Source organism: Algoriphagus sp. A40 (assembly GCF_002002735.1).
Classification (GTDB): Bacteria; Bacteroidota; Bacteroidia; order Cytophagales; family Cyclobacteriaceae; genus Algoriphagus.
Window position 1 is genome coordinate 1 of the sequence record NZ_MUNY01000034.1, and the last position, 19,975, is coordinate 19,975.

The window sequence follows — 19,975 nt, forward strand, 5'->3', positions numbered from 1 at the left end:
CTTGCCACTTCCTTTCCTTCGATGCCGATATAAATGCTCCTGGAGCCTATATCGATTCCTGCTGAATGAAGATTGATCTTTTCCATCCGGATTAGTTTTAAATCCCAAACCCGTTGAACACCTGTAGGGCCAGGCTACCAATCGGACAAGTGAATCACTGTACCATTCTTTTGTACTCAGTTCAACGGAACCATACTCAGCGACAGGCAGGTGCACTATCACGAAGGCGGCCAAACTGTTTAGGAAAAGACTAAGTTAACCCCGTCATTTCCTTTTTGTATGTTCCCGGAATATTTAAGACTCAGCCTGACACGCCTGTCGGACTGAGCGGAGTCGAAGTCCTGCCAATTATGGGTTGACTTCTCTTCGGTCTTCGGTCTCCTGTCTTATTTTTCCATCAAATGTTTCTTCAGAAAATCGGCAGTCAGCTGTCCGACTTCAATCATATTCTCCCATTTCATCCAATGGTGGGTATCTCCCGGGATCAACACGGATTCGTAAGGCATTCCCAGTTCCTCGAAGCGTCGGATCAAGTCAGTCGTCTGACTCACTTCTACATTCCGGTCATCATCGGAATGAATGAAAAGCACCGGGCTTTTCCAAGTGGCCAAATCCGGCATCGGTGAGGATTTCCAAGCTATTTCCTTGGCTTTTTCGTAATCCGGAGCCCCTTCATAGCCTTCCGGCAACTCATATCGTCCATCCAAATCATGCACCCCGTGGATGTCCACGCCGACTTTGAAAAGTTCAGAATCCCGGGCCAAAGCCAGGGCAGTCAGGTAGCCGCCATAGCTTCCTCCATATACTCCTATCTTGGTTGGGTCGACTTGGGATAAAGCCGCCAAATATTCGCCGCCGGCCTTGATGTCCTGGTATTCCACCGCTCCCTGATAGTAACCATAGGCAGGTCGGTGAAACTCAAAGCCGTAACCGATTCCCAATCGGTAATTGACCGAAAGAACCACAAAGCCCAATTCAGCCAAATACTGGTTGTAGGCATAGGTATTTGAATAATAGTCCATGTAGCTCCAGCCCAAAAGCATCTGCCGCTGCGGTCCGCCGTGAATGAAGACCACGCCGGGCTTCTTGGTCGGTCCGTCTTCCTTTTCGAAAAGCTGTCCATATACGGTCGTCCCATCCGGAGCTTTGAAACTTACCTGCTTAGGTGTGACCAGTTTGCTTTGTGGAAAATCTGAAGGAATACTCGCTTCCTGGAGAAGCGATGCCCCTTTGTCGGTTTTCACAGTGACCAAATGGGAGCGCTGAGGCGAAGCAGAGAAATAGGCCAGTTTATCAGCTGATCCGATCGCAACAGGATAAGCCTCGATGCCGCTTCCTTGGGTTTCCCAGGTTAGTTTTTTGGTAATAAGATCGATGAAACCGACGTGTCTCCGATCCAGATCTTCTTTTTCCGCTCCCGTGTTTCCAGAAAAGACTACTTTTTTTCCGTTCGGGCTCAGTTTGATCTGCTCGACCATGTATTCTCCTGGGGTGAGGGATTGGATATTTTTGCTGGAAATATCCAGGGCAAAGAGATGCTGCCAGCCCTCATGGTAGGATTCGAAAACGACTTCTTTTTCATTGGGGAAAACAAAAAAACCATAGCGATACGATCCCCGGAGCGTTTCAGGTGCTTTCCAAAGCAGTTCTCCTTTACCGCTTTCGACGTCTGCCAGCCAGATTTCCCATGGAACGGGTCTCGGTTCCAGCAGCGAAAGCGCCGCTCCGCTGCCTCCCAAAGTCTTGATAAAAGCGATTTGGCTGCCGTCAGGCGACCATTTAGGCTGGGAGTATCGGTGAAAAGATGGAGCGATCCAGTGGATAGGGGTTTCTTGATTCTCATAGATTCCAAGAAGCTGGTGCCCGCCGCGATTCACAGTGAAAGCAAGCTTTTCTCCATCCGGTGAAAACTCCAAAGAATTAACATTTCCCTTGATTTGAAAGAGTTGGGCAGGTTTTTCTTCTCCACTTAGGTCACCTTTCCATACTTGCCCATTTTTGAGGTAAAGCAATTGATTTTGTTTACCTAAAACGAAGTCATCGCCTTCTACTACGGGTTCCGCTATTTTACTATCCAAGCTGATTTTCCAGATTTCGACCTTTGGCAAAGTTGGCATATTCAGTGCGTTGACAGTGGAGGAAGCATTGCCGCCACCATGGTCGCCGCCGCAGACAAAGACCAGCCAGTTTCCATCCGCCGTGAACTTCAGACTGCTGATTTCCTGCCCATCGTCTTCAGTGAACTTGGTAAGTTTCACAGGCCGGAAATCCGGCTCTTCGGCGAAATAGACATTGCGTTTGCCTTGCTCATTCATCGCCCAGGCGATTTTTTCTCCGGTCGGAGAAGAAGTCAATCCAGATGGGAAACTGAATTTCCCAATCTGCTCCATGGTGAAGGATTGGGCAAATAGTTGCTGGGAAATTAGTAGAAAAAGGAGCATGAAAATGGGGATATGTTTCATGGTATTAGTATCGGTCATGGATAAAATACAGCACCTTTTGCAATTCGGTTTTCAGGTCGTTTGCAGGAATTGCGTAGTTGTTCATCATGCAGGAAAAGTGCAGGATTTTTCCGCTTTTGGTGATCAAATAACCACTTAGCGAATTAGCCATGCTAAGGGAACCGGTTTTTGCGTAGATGTAAGGAGGCTGGCCCGGATCGGCTTTGTACCAGGCTTTGATCGTGCCGGATTCTCCACCTGCGGGAAAGTAGGCCTTGATTTTCTCCAAAGGGACTTCCTCGCGGATCTTGCCCAGCAAGGCGATGATAGACCTGGGCGTAAACATATTCTGGGAGGAAAGCCCAGAGCCATCCACCCACTGCGGTTCGTCGGGAAGGTCTTTCAAGAGATTTTCTTTGGAATAGGCAATGGCTTCGGCAATATCCAGCTTGTTTGTCAGCTGATCCGAGACTAAGAACATGAGCTGTTCTGCGAGGAAATTGTCGCTGATCTTCATCATCTGTGCATAGATGCTGTCAGCCGATGCGGTGAGCAATTTGGACGGCTCTTCCTCAAAGTAGCTTTTGTTGGAAATCAGGGTAACTGGTTTGCCCGTCGCCTCTTCGAGCATTGTTTTGGTCAAGTCTGGCGAGGTGATGAAAGGAATGTCCCGCTCAAACTGCTCTTCATTGGCTTCAGATTTATAGAAGTAAGGAAAGCTGTTTTCAAGATGCTTTCTGGTGAATGAAAACGCTCCCGACTCCTCGCTCTCTACTTTGTCCATCGCCGCTTTGAACTGCTCAGGATAGACGCTGAAATCCGTGTCTCCTTTTTTCTTTTCAAACCGCACAATATCTCCATAGACTGGCAGGGCGGAACGCTCAGCCGCATAGTAGTAAGGGAACCAGTTCCAGGACCAGCCCGGTCCGAAAGCTTCCACCTGATCAAAATTGTCCAGGAGATAAAGCTTTTTAGGAGAGGCTTTCAAAAAGTCAATAGCGACCTCATTTTTCAAATCCGGATGGAGCAAGCTGGGATCACCGGTGCCCCAAAAGATCAGTGAATCACCTTTTTCCAGATAGTTCAGGCCATTGACCAGGCTGTCGCCCAGAATGGAATAGGAAGTATAAAAAGTGAAAATCTTGGTGTTTGAAGCAGGAATAAAATACTTGTTGGAGTTGATCTCAACCAAGGCTTTGTCCTTCTCCGGATCGAGGAGCATAAAGCCAAAGTGGCCTTTGTCGAAGACATCGGATTTGCTGAGCGACTTGTTTATTTTTTGGACGGTGCAGGAACAGAAGGCTATCAGTATAACCAGGAGAATTTGCTTCATTCCCTTAAAATAGGAAAAGCCGCTCAATTTGAGCGGCCTTTCTTTGTTGGTGATTTGGTTGATTTATTTTTTGGTTATGATTTTAGTCTCAGTGACGATTTTCTTACCATCCACATACTTGATTTCTTTTTTCACTTCCACATTTTCAGCCATTGCAGCAGTTCCGTGTGGTTTTTCTGATATGTGAGGGGCAATGACCAAGGCAACAATGGACATCAATTTAATCAGGATGTTCATAGATGGACCGGAAGTGTCTTTGAATGGATCACCAACCGTGTCACCAGTTACCGAAGCCTTATGCGGCTCTGATTTCTTGTAATACATTTCACCGTTGATTTCTACTCCTTTTTCAAAGGACTTCTTGGCATTGTCCCAAGCTCCACCCGCGTTGGATTGGAAAATCCCCATCAATACACCGGAAACAGTTACGCCAGCAAGTGTGCCACCCAGCACCTCTGGGCCAAATGCAAAACCGATGATGATTGGAGAAAGAAGCGCAATTGCACCCGGAGCAACCATTTCCCGGATCGAAGCTTTGGTGGAGATTTCCACGCATTTTTCATATTCCGGCTTGGCTTTGTATTCCATGATGCCAGGAATCTCTCTAAACTGACGTCTCACTTCATTTACCATGTCCATGGCAGCACGACCTACAGCAGCGATTGCAAGGGAGGAAAAAATGAACGGGATCATTCCACCGACAAAGAGGCCTGCAAGAACAGGAGCCTTATAAATATCAATGGCATCAATACCAGCGATTCCAACGAAAGCCGCGAATAGTGCCAAAGATGTCAAAGCAGCAGAGGCAATTGCAAAGCCTTTTCCTGTTGCCGCAGTAGTATTTCCAACAGCATCCAAGATGTCTGTACGTCCACGTACTTCCTCAGGCAGCTGACTCATTTCAGCTATACCACCGGCGTTGTCAGCGATAGGACCAAAAGCATCGATTGCTAACTGCATGGCAGTTGTTGCCATCATACCTGCAGCTGCGATTGCCACTCCGTAAAGTCCGGCAAACTCATATGCACCATAAATACCGCCAGCCAAAACCAGAATCGGTAAAACTGTAGACTCCATACCGACAGCCAAACCACCGATGATGTTGGTTGCGTGACCTGTTCCAGATTGCTTGATGATTGACAACACAGGGCGCTTGCCCATAGCGGTGTAATATTCTGTGATGATGGACATCAAGGTGCCAACTACCAGACCAAGTATGATCGCATAGAAAACGTCCATGCTGGTAAACGCATAACCCCTAATCGAAAGTGTGTCGGGAAGCATGTATTTAACAACAAAAAAGGATGCAATGCCTGTGAAAAGGATGGAAGACCAGTTGCCCATATTCAGAGCTTTTTGGACATCGCCTTTGTCATCTTTGATCGTGACAAAAGCCATTCCCATGATAGAGAATACAATTCCCAAGCCAGCCAATACCATTGGAAGCAGGATCGGTGCAATACCGCCGAAGTTATCCAGGGATACAATCTCCCGACCCAAAACCATCGTGGCAAGAATTGTTGCCACATATGAACCGAACAAATCGGCCCCCATTCCGGCTACGTCGCCTACGTTGTCACCAACGTTATCTGCAATCGTAGCAGGGTTACGAACGTCATCTTCAGGGATTCCGGCTTCAACTTTTCCTACTAAGTCGGCTCCAACGTCAGCTGCTTTAGTATAAATTCCTCCACCCACACGGGCAAAAAGTGCGATTGATTCAGCTCCAAGGGAAAAACCTGCCAACACTTCCAGGACTTTTTCCATTTCGACACCGTTTACTCCGGCACCTGTGCTGACTACAAAGACTTGGTACAAAATGATAAATATGGATCCAAGGCCCAATACTGCCAATCCTGCCACTCCAAGTCCCATTACAGATCCTCCGGTGAAAGAGACTTTGAGTGCATGCTTAAGGCTGGTACGCGCAGCCTGAGTTGTCCTTACATTGGCTTTGGTGGCGATTTTCATGCCGATATAGCCTGCGAAAGCAGAAAGAAATGCGCCTACGATAAAAGAAATCGCGATAGTTGGATGAGAGGTTTCAACGAGCATTCCAGACCATCCCAAAACAATAGCAGCTATAACTGCAAAATAGGAGAGTACTTTCCATTCTGCTCTCAAAAATGCCATGGCTCCGTCAGCGATGTATCCAGCCAATTCCACCATGTTTTTGTCCCCGGTGTCTTGTTTGACAACCCAGGAAGATTTGATTGCCATTACGATCAGGCCGAGGATCCCCAGAGCTGGGACCATGTAAATCAACGCTTGTTCCATAATTTATTCGGATTCTTTAAAGGTTTACTGTTAGTTAATTGGGCAAATATAGAATTTATACTTTATGCACCAAGGAGGATGAAAATCCATTCCAAACCCCGGGATTTTTCATCCATTTTTCAGAATTCAGGAAAAAATCAGGTTAATTTTCTTTTAGAGGGACTTCGTACAATTTGGAATGTGTTTCTGTATTTATGGTTGGAAATTGCACCGGGATGAACTTATTTGAAGTGTTTGAGGTGGATGTGGAGTAAATTTGAATCCGGTTAAATGTTTTAGTTGTAAAAAAAACACGTGTTTGGTTTTATGTTTTATTTTGATCCAGTTATTCATTCAGTGCTTTCAAACAATTACATCTAGCCTATGAAAAATTTGTATTCTGATTTTTTGTCCTCGGACTCTTCCCAGTGGAGTGATTCACCTATTTTGTTGGCACTTTGGTACGATGCCCAGGGCAACTGGGCTTTGGCACACGACCAAGTAGATCACTTAGCTGGAAAAGCTGCCGCGAGGATCCATGCGTATCTCCATAGAAAAGAAGGAGACCAATGGAATGCAAACTATTGGTATTCAAAAGCTGGAGAACGGATGCCTGACAAAAGTTTGGAGGAAGAATGGGAGGAGTTAGTTACCAGATTTTTGGGGTGATTATTTTAAAGAACCTAGCCCCAGGGGATTTTTTCTAAATGGTAAATTGAAACTGAACCTCTTCTTCCAACCTGAGCACTGGGTTCAGGAAAATATCTTAAGGTGTCAGGCAGCGGGGTCGGTTTATGAAGCGAAGACTTTGGTTTCAAGACTCGCGGCATCAACCGGATTTTTTGTTAAAATTTCTCCAAGCCGGGAAAATTTATAGTTTTTTGGCTGTGTTTTACCTAGAAAATACCCTATACAGGGTATGTTTTAGGACTTGTTAATCAGGTATTTTTGAAATGGTTAACAACCCCTAAAAAATGAAATTCTTTTATCTTTCCTCCAAACCTAACAAAGTCGGCCATTTTGAAATCCATGATAAGGAATGTGAACTAATTCCCGATTCTCTAGAAAGGGATTATCTGGGTCCTTTTAACAATGGCCGTGAAGCATTACGAAAAGCACAACTGATGAAATCGAATGCTGTTTGTTGTGAAAATTGTTGCTTAACAAATTCCCAAACCGTATTCATTACAGCCAAAAGTGAAGAGGCCCAATAGCCCTTGAAAAACAGCGATTTTAAATGCTTGTAAATCAGAGTTTCTGCCTCCGCGGTTGTAAAATTGGTTTTTTTGGCTTTTGAAAATCCTTGAAAAATGTAAATTCGCTTCCCAAACGGGGTGTGGCGCAGTCCGGTAGCGTACACGTCTGGGGGGCGTGTGGTCGCAGGTTCAAATCCTGTCACCCCGACAAAATAGGATTTTAAACCAAATCAAAACTCTGTAAATGGCTGATTTACAGAGTTTTTTATTTTTGAGGTAATCCAAAGAACATCAAAAAAGATGTATACTTCCAGTGTGCGATTTGGTGAGCTGAAAAATAAAAATTATTTCGCTCACCAGAAGTGATATAAATCTCAGGTATACTGAGAATTACAGCATTATGGTATTCACTGTTTTTTGACCCAAAGGCCTCACTTTTGGCTTTATTCTTAAAATTCCAGTAAATAAATAGCAAAATCCGGTCAAATTGACCCCCATTTGCCGGAGTAAAAGGACCTCTGTTAGCCGTATGACTTGTCCCGAGGTATTTCTGGAGGGCCAGGAGGTATAAGGTGACAGCCAGACAACCCGACAACCCACCCATATTTTCCGAAAATGAATTTTCGATTAAGTTTAGTTGGCTGAATTTATTGATATATTATTTTACCATTACTGGTTACTTTTTAAAAAAAATATGAATAAGTTGCTCCATTAAGTAGAAAATTTGGAATTTGTATTTCTACTGATAACTGTTTCCCTTGATTTTGACCCGATACCTTTGATTCGGTCAATGCAAAGAACTTTCCGGTGAAATGAGGAATGGCAGAGTGTGAAATCCTTAGTTGAAAAAAGGAAAAAAGGCGGTTGATTTTGACAGATTCCTAGCTGTTAATTACAACTTTACCCATGCCCAACCTAAAGCCTAAATTTTTACTCGACTGTGCTCAGGAGTCAGGAACCTTTTGGAACCAATTGAAAAACGGCGAAAAAGATGGTTTGGAAAAGTTATACATCACCTATTCTTCAGAACTTTTTAGATATGGAATGGCAATTAAGCCCAACCGAAGTTTCATAAAGGATTGTGTTCAGGAACTGTTTGTGGACCTTTGGAAATATCGCCAAACCCTCAGGCATACCGACAATGTGAAAGTCTATTTGTTTAAGTCGCTTTCTAATAAGATCCTTCGTGAGGTTTCCAGAGATAAGCAGATTTACAAAAATGAAGAGATATCTGATTTCGAATCAGTATTTCTGGAAGAATCCGCAGAAGAAAAAATGATCAACCTGCAGCGGAATGAATCTTTGCAGGAAAAATTGGAGCTTGCTTTGGAAAACCTCCCTCTCCGTCAACGAGAGGTTATCCAATTGGTGTTTTTTGAGAAAATGCACTACGAAGAAGTCTCTAAAATATTGGGAATCACCATAGACTCCAGCTATACTCTGGCTTGGAAGGCAGTTAATAGCTTGAAAAAGAGTATTTTGATATTGGTTCTTCTAGCATCGATTTTTTGAAATCCGATACTTGTGCTGAGCGTAGTCGAAGTATCCTAAATCGCGTAACCAAATCCGACATTCCCTTTGGCTCCTCCTTGTTTTTGCCAAACTAATTTGGGTTGAAGCCGGATAAAACGGCAAAAAGGAGCCGAAAATATTGAACAGACTGCAACCATTTCCTTATCCTGTTGCACAAACTGTAAATCTGAAAAAAAAGTCCAAAAACACAGGATAGATATCCGAATATTCTGACTTACATCTGTAAATACATTGGTGTGGATATTTCGAAGTATTCAGTAGAAGATTTTGTATTGGATAGAGAATTTAGAATTTGGATACTGTCGCCAGATAAAAATTCAAATATCCATTGGGAAAGCGTACTTGTCGAAAAGCCGGAACTGGCGAAAAAAGCCCTGATTGCCAGGGACATTGTGCTAAATCTTAAAAGCAGGGATTTTGACCTGTCAATTTCGGAAGGACTGATATTATGGGACTCAATTGAAAATGAATTGGGTAAAATTGATAGTGAACCGGTAGAATGTGAGATTATACCAATCAATTCCGGATCAGTACTGAAAAAAAGTGAATTTCAGTCCATGCGTTTTAATTGGTTTTCTCAATGGTTTAGAGTTGCGGGGATTCTGATTTTGGCCTTCGCGTTTAGTGTGGTTTTCAATTTGATTTATAAAGAGGAAATCCCCGTAAAGCTGCCTCCGGTTTTGGTCTTCCAGGAGCATAAAACTCCCCCTGGAGTAAAATCCACGATGACCTTGCAGGACGGTTCCAAAGTGATGCTCAACTCGGGAAGTTCGATCCGCTATGTAAAGAATTTTGAAACGGACCAAAGAATCCTTTTCCTGGAGGGAGAAGCCTATTTTGAAGTAGCCAAAGATTCACTGAGGCCATTTTCTGTGATTACTGGAAGTACCAAAACCACAGCATTAGGCACGGCTTTCAATATTTCCTCCTACAAAAATGAGGATACCAATGTGTCCTTGGTGGAAGGTAAAGTGGCCGTTGAGGTAGAGGAAAATAGAGTCGACTTGGAAAAAGGAGAGGCATTGAAAATCAACCGGGAGACTGGTGGAATTAAGAAGGGGCAATTTGACACGGAATTGGTTCTGGCCTGGACAAAGAAGAAAATAATATTCCAGCAGGTGAAAATGATGGAGGCGATCCGGGTGCTTGAAAATTGGTATGGAGTGAAATTCATTCTTAAAAACAAGCCGAAACCAGACCTTTTGATTTTTGGAGTATACGAAGACGAAATTCTTGAAAATGTATTGAATGGACTAAGTTACACGGCAAGATTTGATTACAAAATTGACCAGGATGAAGTCGAGATAACCTTTAAATAACCCTTAAAAACTGAATGCCTATGATTAAATGCGAGACAAAAAAAGAAAACCGGAGATGCGTCAAAACCTTCGGATTAAAGATTACCGGGCTCATAATTTTTCATTTAAATGTTCCCGAAAAGTTTAATTAACCAATACTCAATAGCCAAAATAAACCATGCAAAGCTATGAAAAACCGTTTATTGTTATTTGTAATTAGAATGACGAAGCTTTTTACCTATGCGTTTTTGATCCAGTTTCTTTCCATAACTGTCCTTTATTCCAGAGATGGAGTATCTCAGGTCAAAACCATAGACGAGGTTAAAGTCAAAATGAATTCTCAGGAAACGACATTGTTAAATGTCTTTTCTGAAATTGAGAAAGCGACAAATTTTAAATTTGTTTACACCAACAAGGAAATCCGTGATTTGGGTAATATTTCCCTGAGTGGTGAAGAACAGAGCCTGTATGATGTGCTTGTTTCGATATCCAAACAAACTCAGTTGGAGTTTAAGCAGGTCAACGAAAATATCAACGTTAAAAAATCTGACAACGAAACCTCCACTGTGGAGATGGTTACCATCGCTGCAATGGATAAAAATGTTTCAGGAAAAGTCACCGATGAGAATGGAGAAGCGCTTCCGGGCGCTACGATTTTAGTAGAAGGGACAACAATGGGAACCGTTACTGATATTGACGGTAACTTTACTCTGACTGTACCGGATAATGCAACTTTGCTTATTTCTTACATCGGTTACACTGCCACCAAAGTAGTAGTTGGACAACAATCTGTAATTAATGTTTCACTTCAGGTTGATTCCACGTCTCTGGATGAAGTACTGGTGATTGGCTACGGTACAGTCAAAAAATCCGATTTGACCGGATCAGTAGGTCAGGTTGGGGCAGAGTCTCTTGCAGAAAGACCATCGCCTTCCTTAAATCAGGCACTTTCCGGCAGAATTTCCGGCGTTCAGGTCAATACCAACTCTGGCCGTCCAGGAGGAAGAACCACTGTAAGGATTAGAGGATTTAGTTCCATTAACTCTTCCAACAATCCGCTTTATGTGGTCGATGGAGTTCAGTTGCCAATGGGAAATCAGCAGCAGGCAAGTAATGCCATTGATTACATCAACCCCAATGACATCGTTTCTGTGGAAGTATTGAAAGATGCTTCTTCAACAGCGATTTATGGTTCAAGGGGAGCAAATGGGGTAATTTTGATTACCACGAAAAAAGGCAAATCAGGTGAAGGCACCGTGACATACAACGTGGACGTGAGTGTCCCTGTCATCGGGCCAAACAGACCTGAAGTTCTGAATGCGAAAGAGTATTTAGAAACTGAAGATCTGGCTTGGGCCAACATGGCCAAGTACGATCCGGTAGGATGGGCTGCAGGCAAGTGGGCGTATTTGAACCCAGCTTTGAGAAGAACCGATCCAAGAATCTTTGACGCTAATCAGAATCCGCTTTACGATACCAATTGGCTTGAAGAAACTACTCAGAATACCGTTTCGCAAAACCACCAGTTGGGCTTCCAAGGCGGTAACGAGCGCACTACCTATTCTTTATCCCTTGGATACAGAGACGATCAGGGTTTGGTCAAAACTTCCTACATGAAGCGCTATTCCGGTAGGTTCACAGTCGATGATCAGGTGAAAAAATGGCTGAAAGTGGGGGGTACCTTGAATTACAATAACCAGTCTGAAAACCTCGTGGATACCGGGGATGCTGTGGCTCGCCAGATCGTGGAAGATTTCCCTTTCCTTCCGGTAAAATATGCTGACGGGACCTTTGCAAACAACAGAGACTATCCTTACGCAGAAGGTACCATGAGTTCCATGCACAGATTGTATGGTACCAAGTACATCTTGAATACCCAGACTACCATAGGCAGTGTTTATACCAATATCAAATTTGCCGAAGGATTGGAAATGAGAACTGTACTCGGTGCTAACGTGATGACTCAGGAAAGAGATCAGTCTCAAACCAGAACCTTGGCGATTTCCCAAAATGGAACTGCCTCCAAGGCGATGCAAAAAGAGACTTTTTGGTCTTTGGAAAATTACCTGACCTACAGCAAGGTGTTTGCTGACCGTCATGCATTGACTGCGATGTTGGGTATTTCCTGGCAGGAAACAGCTTTCACTTCCATGACTGCAAGCGTCCAGAACTTCTCTACGGATTATTTTACTTTCAATAATCTTGGTGCAGGTAGCCAGTTGCCGGCCGTTGGGTCAAATGCACAAAGTTTCGCAATGAGCTCTTATTTCGCCCGGATCAATTACATCCTGAATGAAAAATACCTGTTCACTTTCACAGGAAGAGCTGATGGATCATCCAAGTTTGGAGATAACAACAAATACGCCTTCTTCCCTTCTGCTGCAGTAGCTTGGAAAGTTTCTGAAGAAAACTTCTTGAGCTCTAGCGCTACGATTTCCAATCTTAAACTGAGATCCAGCTACGGATTGACTGGTAACTCTGAGATTCCACCTTATTCTTCTTTATCCCTGCTTAGCTCTAACTACGCTGCGATCTACAATGAAACCCGTGTGGGGGGTACAGGTCTCAACAGACTTTCAAACCCGGATTTGAAATGGGAAAAAACAGCTCAGTTTGATGTAGGAATTGAATTGGGTCTGTTCCAAAACAGAATCGCTATGGAATTTGACGTGTACTACAGAAAGACCACCGACATGTTGTTGGATGCACCTGTACCACGCTCAAGCGGCTATTCTGTGATCCGAAGCAATGTAGGCTCTATGGAAAACAAGGGGATTGAATTCAACCTGAACACAGTAAACGTTGAGACCGATAACTTCAGCTGGAATACCAACTTTATGATTTCTGCTAATAGAAACAAAGTGCTTTCTCTTGCTACCCCTGCAGACATATTCGGTGTCGGCGGACCCAACTTCACCAACCAAACCAACATCATCAGAGTGGGTGAGCCAGTGGGTTCTTTCTGGGGTCTGGTTAGAGAAGGTACCTGGAGTGAAGCTGAAAGAGCTGAGGCTGCTGAATTTGTGAGCTATAGAAATGGCTTGACTATGCTTCCTGGAGATATCAAATACCTGGATGTGAATGGTGACAAGGCAATCAACGATTCGGACAGGATGATTATCGGTAATGGTACTCCTGATTTCTGGGGTTCTTTTGTCAACAACTTCAAATTCAAAAACTTTGACATGAGTATTGATCTTGCCTACTCTGTCGGAAATGACATTCTAGACATGACCCTTCACCCAAGTGAAGACCGTCAGGCCTTGGCAAACAGCTACAAGTCTGTACTGACAGCCTGGACTCCGGAAAACCAAAACTCTCCGATTGCAGAAATCCGTGATACCAGAGCAGGATATGTGACTAACGTGGATTCTCATTGGGTGAAAGACGGTTCCTTCCTCAGAGGACGAAACCTGTTGTTGGGCTATACCTTCCCAACTGAATTGACAAACAAAATCAAACTGTCAAGACTGAGAGCCTATACCACAGTTCAAAATTTCTTCCTGGTGGTAGGGGATGATGTAGTTGGAGATCCGGAGCAGACACCTATCCGGGGTGGAAACGGAGACAATGTGTTCTCCCAAGGAATGATTTGGCATGGATATCCTAAGCCAACTACTTTCTTGTTTGGTCTTCAAATTACCCTTTAATCCTGTCCTACTTAAAGAGATTTAAAAATGAAAAATATCAGATTTTATAAAGCATTCAGCCTGCTCTTTGCAGGGGCTTTTATGACCGGAATCGTTGGTTGTTCAGATTTCCTTGAGGAACAGGATCCTTCCAACCTGACACCAGAAAGCTATTACACGATTCCTGACCATGCTGAGGCAGCTTTGGCTGCAGTATATGCAGATACCAGATTTATTGGCAATGATGGGGGAATTTTCTCTTCCACCTGGCAATTTCTCGAAGCACCGACGGGAACTTCAACAACTGAAACCGCGCAAAACTCGGATCTGAACAACTTGTACGGACTGATCTATGACGGCAGAACCCAGCACCTGATCAACTATTGGAACGGCCTCTATAGAGTGATTGCCAATGCCAATTTGGTCTTGGACAAAGTGCCTGGAATCACTCCCATGGATGAAAATCAAAAGAAAAAAGTATTGGGAGAAGCAAGATTCCTCAGAGCTTGGGCCTATTTCTACCTAGTGAGACTTTGGGGCGACGTTCCGTTGATCACTCTTCCGCAGACAGCTGCTTCCGAAGATTTCAAGCCCGCACCAGCTTCTAAAGAGACGGTGTATGATTTGATTGTAGAGGATCTCAAAACTGCTGAAGCTGCGGGTTTTCCTTGGATGGATGTCAGTGGACGGGCTACTTTGGCTGCTACCAAAACCCTCATGGCGCAGGTTTACCTGACTATGGCTGGTTTTCCTTTGAGCAAAGGAACTTCTCATTACCAACTAGCTGCAGAAAAATCCGGAGAAGTGATAGCTTATTCCAAAGCCAATCCACTTTCACTGAATTTGTTTCCTGATTATGCCAATCTTCATGATGAAAAACTGGACAACAGGGTAGAGCATATCTTCATGCTTCAGTACAATGTGGTGGTAGCCGGAAACCCGATGGGTAACATGTTCCCGAACTTCAAGCCGGTAACATTTGCCGGTCCGTCCGGAACAGGCAGTACAGTTCCTACTCAGTCGTTTTACAAATCTTATGAAGCAGGCGATTTGAGAACTGTTGACCAAAAAGGGTTTTTCTATACGACCTATTTCACCAACGGTAGCGGTGCTCGTTTTGATTTGGGTGCACCTTATATCTTCAAGCACTTCAATCAGACAGCAAATGGTTCCGAAGGTGTTCCTGGTACCAGAAACAATAACCTAAACGTGCCTTTGATCAGGTTTGCTGAAGTATTGTTGATCTATGCTGAAGCTCAGAATGAGTTGAGTGGGCCAAACGATTTAGCTTATGAGAGCATGAAAAGAATCCGTGACAGAGCAAAATTGACCACTCCGGCAATGGGAACTTACACCAAGGACACCTTTAGAGATGCGGTTTTGAGAGAGAGATGGCACGAGCTGTGTTACGAGCAGATCACCTGGTTTGATATGCTTCGACTGAGAAAAGTCTACAATGAACTCACTAATGGGTTTGATGAATTTGTAGGCCATATCAATCAAAGTTCCAAGCAAGCCCTTCAGGCTAAGCACCTGCTGATGCCGTATCCACTTCCTGAGATGCAGAACAATCCAAACTTACAGCCTCAGAACCCAGGCTATTAATGATTGGATCAGCCTTCGCGCTGAACAAATTCTAATAAAAAACACTTCCCGATTGGTTCTGCCAATCGGGAAGTTAATTTTCAATATTAATCACCCTTAATAACCTTTTGAATTGGAAAATATTTCTCACAGTGGTTCCAGAAGAAAGTTTCTGGCGACTACCGCTTCTCTGATTGTTTCCCCCTTGCTGTTGAATATACCTGCATTCGCAGGAAATCAGGCCCAAAAACTGAGACACGTCTGTGTCGGAGTAGGGGGAATGGGCAGACATGATCTGCAGCGTTTTATTGCTCATCCCGAGGTCGAAATTGTTGCAATTTGCGATGTGGATGAGGAAAGACTTCAAAAAGCAGCCGAACTGGCACCCAATGCCCGACAGTACAAGGATTGGAGGGTTTTGCTGAAAGAAGAGTCCCAAAATTTTGATTCCATCAATGTCAGTGTACCTGACCACAACCATTTCGCAATTGCCATTAGTGCCATCAAAATGGGCAAACATGTCTATTGCCAAAAGCCCATGTGCCACGATGTATCCGAAATCAGGGAACTGACCGAGGCAGCGATAAAAGCCGGAATTGTCAGTCAGTTGGGTACCCAACATGCCTCCGGAAAAGGAGACCGGACTGGAGTTCAATGGATCAAAGAAGGCCATATCGGAAAAATCAAGAAAGTTTACCTTTGCTCCAACAGACCCGGCGCGACAGAAGCGTATCGGTTTCCGGGACCCAGGCCAGCAGAAGGACAGGATCCACCTGCCACGCTCGATTGGGAGCTTTGGACCGGTACAGCACCGCTTCGCCCCTACAATCCGACTATTTACCATCCCTCCAAATGGAGAGCCTGGCAAGACTTCGGTACCGGCTGGTCCGGTGATATCGGATGCCATATTTTTGATGCGGTCTGGAAAGGAATGGGCCTCAAAGCACCGATTTCAGTACACGCCAGAGTTCAGGAATCCTGGCAAAATTCCCCGGAAAGAAGGGCCGATACCTGGCCACAAAGCAATCACATCACCTGGGTTTTTCCGGGAAATGAAATGACCGAAACCGATGAATTTACAGTGGAATGGTTTGATGGAGAATTCTATCCACCAGAGGAAGTTCGAGCCCTGTATACCGGGGGAGAATATCCTGCAGAATCGGCCATGCTGGTTGGTACGGAAGGAGCCTTGTTGATACCACATACCAAAATGCCTGTCCTGCTACCGGAAACTAAGTTTCAAGCTGTGAAAAATCCGGAATTGGAAGAGCGGGACCATTACCACCACTTTGTGGATGCCTGCCTGGGCAAAACAAAAACTGAAAGCCATTTTGGCCAAGCCGGCCCTATGACGGAAGCCATTATTCTGGGTACTGTTGCGATCCGGGAGCCCCAAAAAGTACTGGAATGGGATGCGAAAAAGATGAGAATTCCAAACCATTCGGAAGCTGAAAAATATTTGGCCCGGAAGTACCGAAAGGGCTGGAAAGTTTAACAGGTTTCAATTAGTCTATTTCAGAAATAAATGAGTATTCCTCTGGGATTCCTCCCTGAGGAATTATTAAAACCATATAACATTTAAAAAACATGAGTTTTCAGATAAAACCAAGTAAGGATTCCTACGATGTCATTATTGTAGGCTCAGGTGCTGGAGGGGGGATGGCAACAAAAATCCTTGCGGAAGCGGGACTTTCTGTTGCTGTTGTGGAAGCCGGTGGGGATTGGGATCCTGCAAAGGAAGAAGATCGGACCCAGCTGAGATTTCCTTGGGAATCCCCAAGAAGAGGAGCAAGCACCCAACTCAGGCCATTTGGCGATTTTGACGCCGCTATTGGTGGCTGGGAGATGCCGGACGAACCCTATACCCGAAAAGACGGGACGCAATTCGATTGGTTTAGATCCCGAATGCTGGGTGGCCGAACCAACCACTGGGGAAGAATTTCCCTTCGTTTTGGACCGGATGATTTCAAAAGAAAAAGCATTGACGGACTGGGCGACAACTGGCCGATTGGCTATGATGACGTTAAGCCTTATTACGATAAAGTAGATAAGCTCATTGGAGTTTTTGGTTCAAAAGAGGGCATGAGAAATGAGCCGGATGGCCTTTTTCTTCCACCTCCAAAGCCGAGATTGCATGAGATGTTTATGATGAAAGGGGGCAAAAAGCTTAATATTCCTGTCATCCCTGCCCGATTGTCCATCCTCACTAAGCCTATCAACAAAGATCGCGGAGTTTGCTTTTTCTGCAGACAATGTAATCGGGGCTGTCAGGTCCATGCAGATTTCTCGGCAAGTACGGTGCTTGTGAAGCCGGCTATGAAGTCCGGACAGGTGGATTTGTTCACCCATTGCATGGTCAGAAAGGTGACTACGGATGCATCCGGTTTGGCTACAGGGGTTTCCTATGTAGACAAGAGGGACATGAAGGAATACAAACTGACGGGCCGAACTGTGGTGCTGGGAGCTTCCGCCTGTGAATCAGCACGTATCATGTTCAACTCCAAGTCCACCATTCACCCGGATGGTATTGGCAATTCAAGCGGAATGCTCGGTCGATACCTTCATGATTCGACAGGAGCTGGCAGATCTGGAATTATTCCTGAAATGATGAATCGTAAGCGATACAACGAAGACGGAGTTGGAAGTAACCACATTTACTCTCCTTGGTGGCTTGACAATAAAAAACTTGATTTTGCCCGTGGCTACCACATCGAGTATGGCGGGGGATTAGGCATGCCATCCTATGGTTTTGGATCCAACATGGATGTGATCAGAAAGCATGTGGAAGATGAGTTTGGCAAACCGAGTCCAAACGGAGGCTACGGTGAAGGACTGAAAAAAGACATCAGAACCCTTTATGGAAGTACAGTAAGTATGTCAGGAAGAGGGGAAAGCGTTCCTCAGTACGATAATTACTGTGAAATCGACCCAAGTGTGGTGGATAAATTTGGTATTCCGGTGCTTCGATTCAACTACAATTGGACAGACAACGAAATCAAACAAGCCAAGCACATGCAGGATACCTTTGAGGATATGCTGCTGAGCTCCGGTGCAACATTGCTCGGAACCAAACCTGGACCTGAGACCCAATATGGTCTCCTCGCCCCTGGCAGGATCATCCACGAAGTAGGTACTACCCGAATGGGGGATGACAAGGCAACTTCGGTTGTGAATTCAAACTGCCAGACACATGATTGCAAAAACCTCTTTGTAGTCGATGCTGGACCATTTGTCTCTCAGGCGGATAAGAACCCAACCTGGACCATCTTGGCCCTTTCTTGGAGAACATCCGATTTTATCATCAATGAAATGAAAAGCAAAAACCTTTAAGCACTGAATCATGAACAGAAGAGAAAATCTAAAGCTTTTATTCGCAGGTTCTTTGGGGACAGGGTTGATCTTGACAGCCTGCAGTCCGGAGGAAAAAATTGCCGACCTCTCACCAAAAATCCTGGGTACTCCAGGAGGAAGGGTTCCTGAAGAAATCGAACGGGACAATGCGCTCCTTTCTGACAAGTTTTTGACGGAGCCCGAAATGGCTCTGGTCAGTATTCTGGTAGATATTGTGGTTCCGAAAGATGCGGTTTCCGGAAGCGCTACTGAAGCGAAAGTTCCAGACTACATTGAGTTTATGCTGAAGGATCAGCCTGCCAATCAGACTGCCTTCAGAGGCGGATTGATGTGGATCAACTCACAGGCTTATGAGCGTTTTTCCAAATCCTTCGCTGAAATTTCTGAAGGGGAAAGGATGCAGATTATCGACGAGATCGCTTGGCCTGAAAAGGCTGCAAAAGGAATGGAAACCGGTGTCAAGTTTTTCAACCTGTTGAGAAATATGACTGTCTCCGGATTTTATACCACTGAGATCGGGTTCAAGGACATCGGCTATGTAGGCAACCAACCAAATGTTTGGGATGGCGTTCCTCAGGATGTAATGGATCAATACGGTCTGGCTTTGGACGAAAAATACCTGAGTGTTTACCTGACACCTGAAGGAAGAGGAAGCATCGCGACCTGGGATGATCAGGGAAATTTGATCTCTTAAGCAGGGAAATAATTTGCTAATTTATATATGCCCAATGGGCTAAGGCCTTGTTGAATTCAGTTTCAGCAAGGCCTTTTTGTTTTCATCCATTCAGAATACCATGCTCCTTGGCGCATAGGTTCATTATTTTAAATGTAAATCCGCAATGACACCACCACAAAGATTAAAGCAGAATAAGATTTGGGGAGTCGATAATTCGACTAAATTTCAAATCGTCTTCTTATGTAGCTCCGAAGGAGCCTAACCATTCATGACCCTGTACGAAGTGCAGGGTAGCCATTGAATTTCAATTCCTATGAGCCCTGAAAGGGTGAAACTTCAACGTATCGCCCCTTCGGGGCTCCTTTTTTTATTGTGTTGACTTTACCCCCGGCTATACCGGGGGTTATGAATTGTTTTGATCCTTCGGATCTAAGACTTCCAAACATTGACCCGCATATTTTCTAATTCAATTTGCCTACTGGAGTCATTGCGGATATTTATATTATTTTATAAAACCGGAACTATTTAACTTCTATTCAAGTATTTATATCGAAATCTGAATATCCAAAAACTTGTGCGCAACTTGAATGGTAAGGTTTGAAGCTCAAATATGGCTGCTGTGGACTGTGGTCTGTTGACAGTGGACAATTACCCGCTTTAAAAAAACTCAATTAATTT

General features: G+C 44.4%; 12 protein-coding genes and 1 tRNA gene. 10 read left to right on the top strand and 3 right to left on the bottom strand.

Annotation, left to right across the window (positions count from 1 at the left end):
* Positions 1 to 386: 386 nt before the first annotated feature.
* From B0E43_RS24285 to B0E43_RS24295, 3 genes are all read right to left on the bottom strand, one after another.
* Positions 387 to 2,462, bottom strand: coding sequence for a prolyl oligopeptidase family serine peptidase (locus B0E43_RS24285; protein ID WP_077346539.1), 2,076 nt, complete (start codon positions 2,460 to 2,462; stop codon positions 387 to 389).
* Positions 2,463 to 2,466: 4 nt separating this feature from the next.
* Positions 2,467 to 3,774, bottom strand: a complete 1,308-nt coding sequence (locus tag B0E43_RS24290; protein ID WP_077346384.1) for a D-alanyl-D-alanine carboxypeptidase — start codon at positions 3,772 to 3,774, stop codon at positions 2,467 to 2,469.
* A 63-nt stretch (positions 3,775 to 3,837) separates the two neighbouring features.
* Positions 3,838 to 6,051, bottom strand: a complete 2,214-nt coding sequence (locus B0E43_RS24295) for a sodium-translocating pyrophosphatase (protein ID WP_077346385.1) — start codon at positions 6,049 to 6,051, stop codon at positions 3,838 to 3,840.
* Positions 6,052 to 6,414: 363 nt separating this feature from the next.
* Between B0E43_RS24295 and B0E43_RS24300 the strand changes: the two genes are divergently transcribed.
* The 10 genes from B0E43_RS24300 (at position 6,415) to B0E43_RS24345 (ending at position 19,315) form a co-directional block, all read left to right on the top strand.
* Positions 6,415 to 6,699, top strand: coding sequence for a hypothetical protein (locus tag B0E43_RS24300; protein ID WP_077346386.1), 285 nt, complete (start codon positions 6,415 to 6,417; stop codon positions 6,697 to 6,699).
* 305 nt (positions 6,700 to 7,004) lie between these two features.
* Positions 7,005 to 7,244, top strand: a complete 240-nt coding sequence (locus tag B0E43_RS24305) for a hypothetical protein (protein WP_077346387.1) — start codon at positions 7,005 to 7,007, stop codon at positions 7,242 to 7,244.
* 116 nt (positions 7,245 to 7,360) lie between these two features.
* Positions 7,361 to 7,434 (top strand) — tRNA-Pro (locus B0E43_RS24310).
* A 698-nt stretch (positions 7,435 to 8,132) separates the two neighbouring features.
* Entirely contained in the window at positions 8,133 to 8,738 is a 606-nt protein-coding gene (locus B0E43_RS24315) for an RNA polymerase sigma factor (RefSeq protein WP_077346389.1), read from the top strand.
* A 257-nt stretch (positions 8,739 to 8,995) separates the two neighbouring features.
* Complete coding sequence (locus tag B0E43_RS24320) at positions 8,996 to 10,078, top strand: FecR family protein (RefSeq protein ID WP_077346390.1); 1,083 nt, start codon at positions 8,996 to 8,998, stop codon at positions 10,076 to 10,078.
* A 200-nt stretch (positions 10,079 to 10,278) separates the two neighbouring features.
* The gene (locus tag B0E43_RS24325) at positions 10,279 to 13,707 is read left to right on the top strand and encodes a TonB-dependent receptor (RefSeq protein ID WP_254423340.1); all 3,429 of its coding nucleotides are present in this window, start codon (positions 10,279 to 10,281) and stop codon (positions 13,705 to 13,707) included.
* Between the two features lie 27 nt (positions 13,708 to 13,734).
* Complete coding sequence (locus B0E43_RS24330; RefSeq protein ID WP_077346391.1) at positions 13,735 to 15,291, top strand: RagB/SusD family nutrient uptake outer membrane protein; 1,557 nt, start codon at positions 13,735 to 13,737, stop codon at positions 15,289 to 15,291.
* A 112-nt stretch (positions 15,292 to 15,403) separates the two neighbouring features.
* Positions 15,404 to 16,765: a Gfo/Idh/MocA family protein gene (locus B0E43_RS24335; protein ID WP_077346392.1), complete on the top strand. Its 1,362-nt coding sequence runs from the start codon at positions 15,404 to 15,406 to the stop codon at positions 16,763 to 16,765.
* A 92-nt stretch (positions 16,766 to 16,857) separates the two neighbouring features.
* Complete coding sequence (locus tag B0E43_RS24340) at positions 16,858 to 18,600, top strand: GMC family oxidoreductase (protein WP_077346393.1); 1,743 nt, start codon at positions 16,858 to 16,860, stop codon at positions 18,598 to 18,600.
* Between the two features lie 10 nt (positions 18,601 to 18,610).
* Positions 18,611 to 19,315, top strand: a complete 705-nt coding sequence (locus B0E43_RS24345) for a gluconate 2-dehydrogenase subunit 3 family protein (RefSeq protein WP_077346394.1) — start codon at positions 18,611 to 18,613, stop codon at positions 19,313 to 19,315.
* Positions 19,316 to 19,975 lie beyond the last annotated feature (660 nt).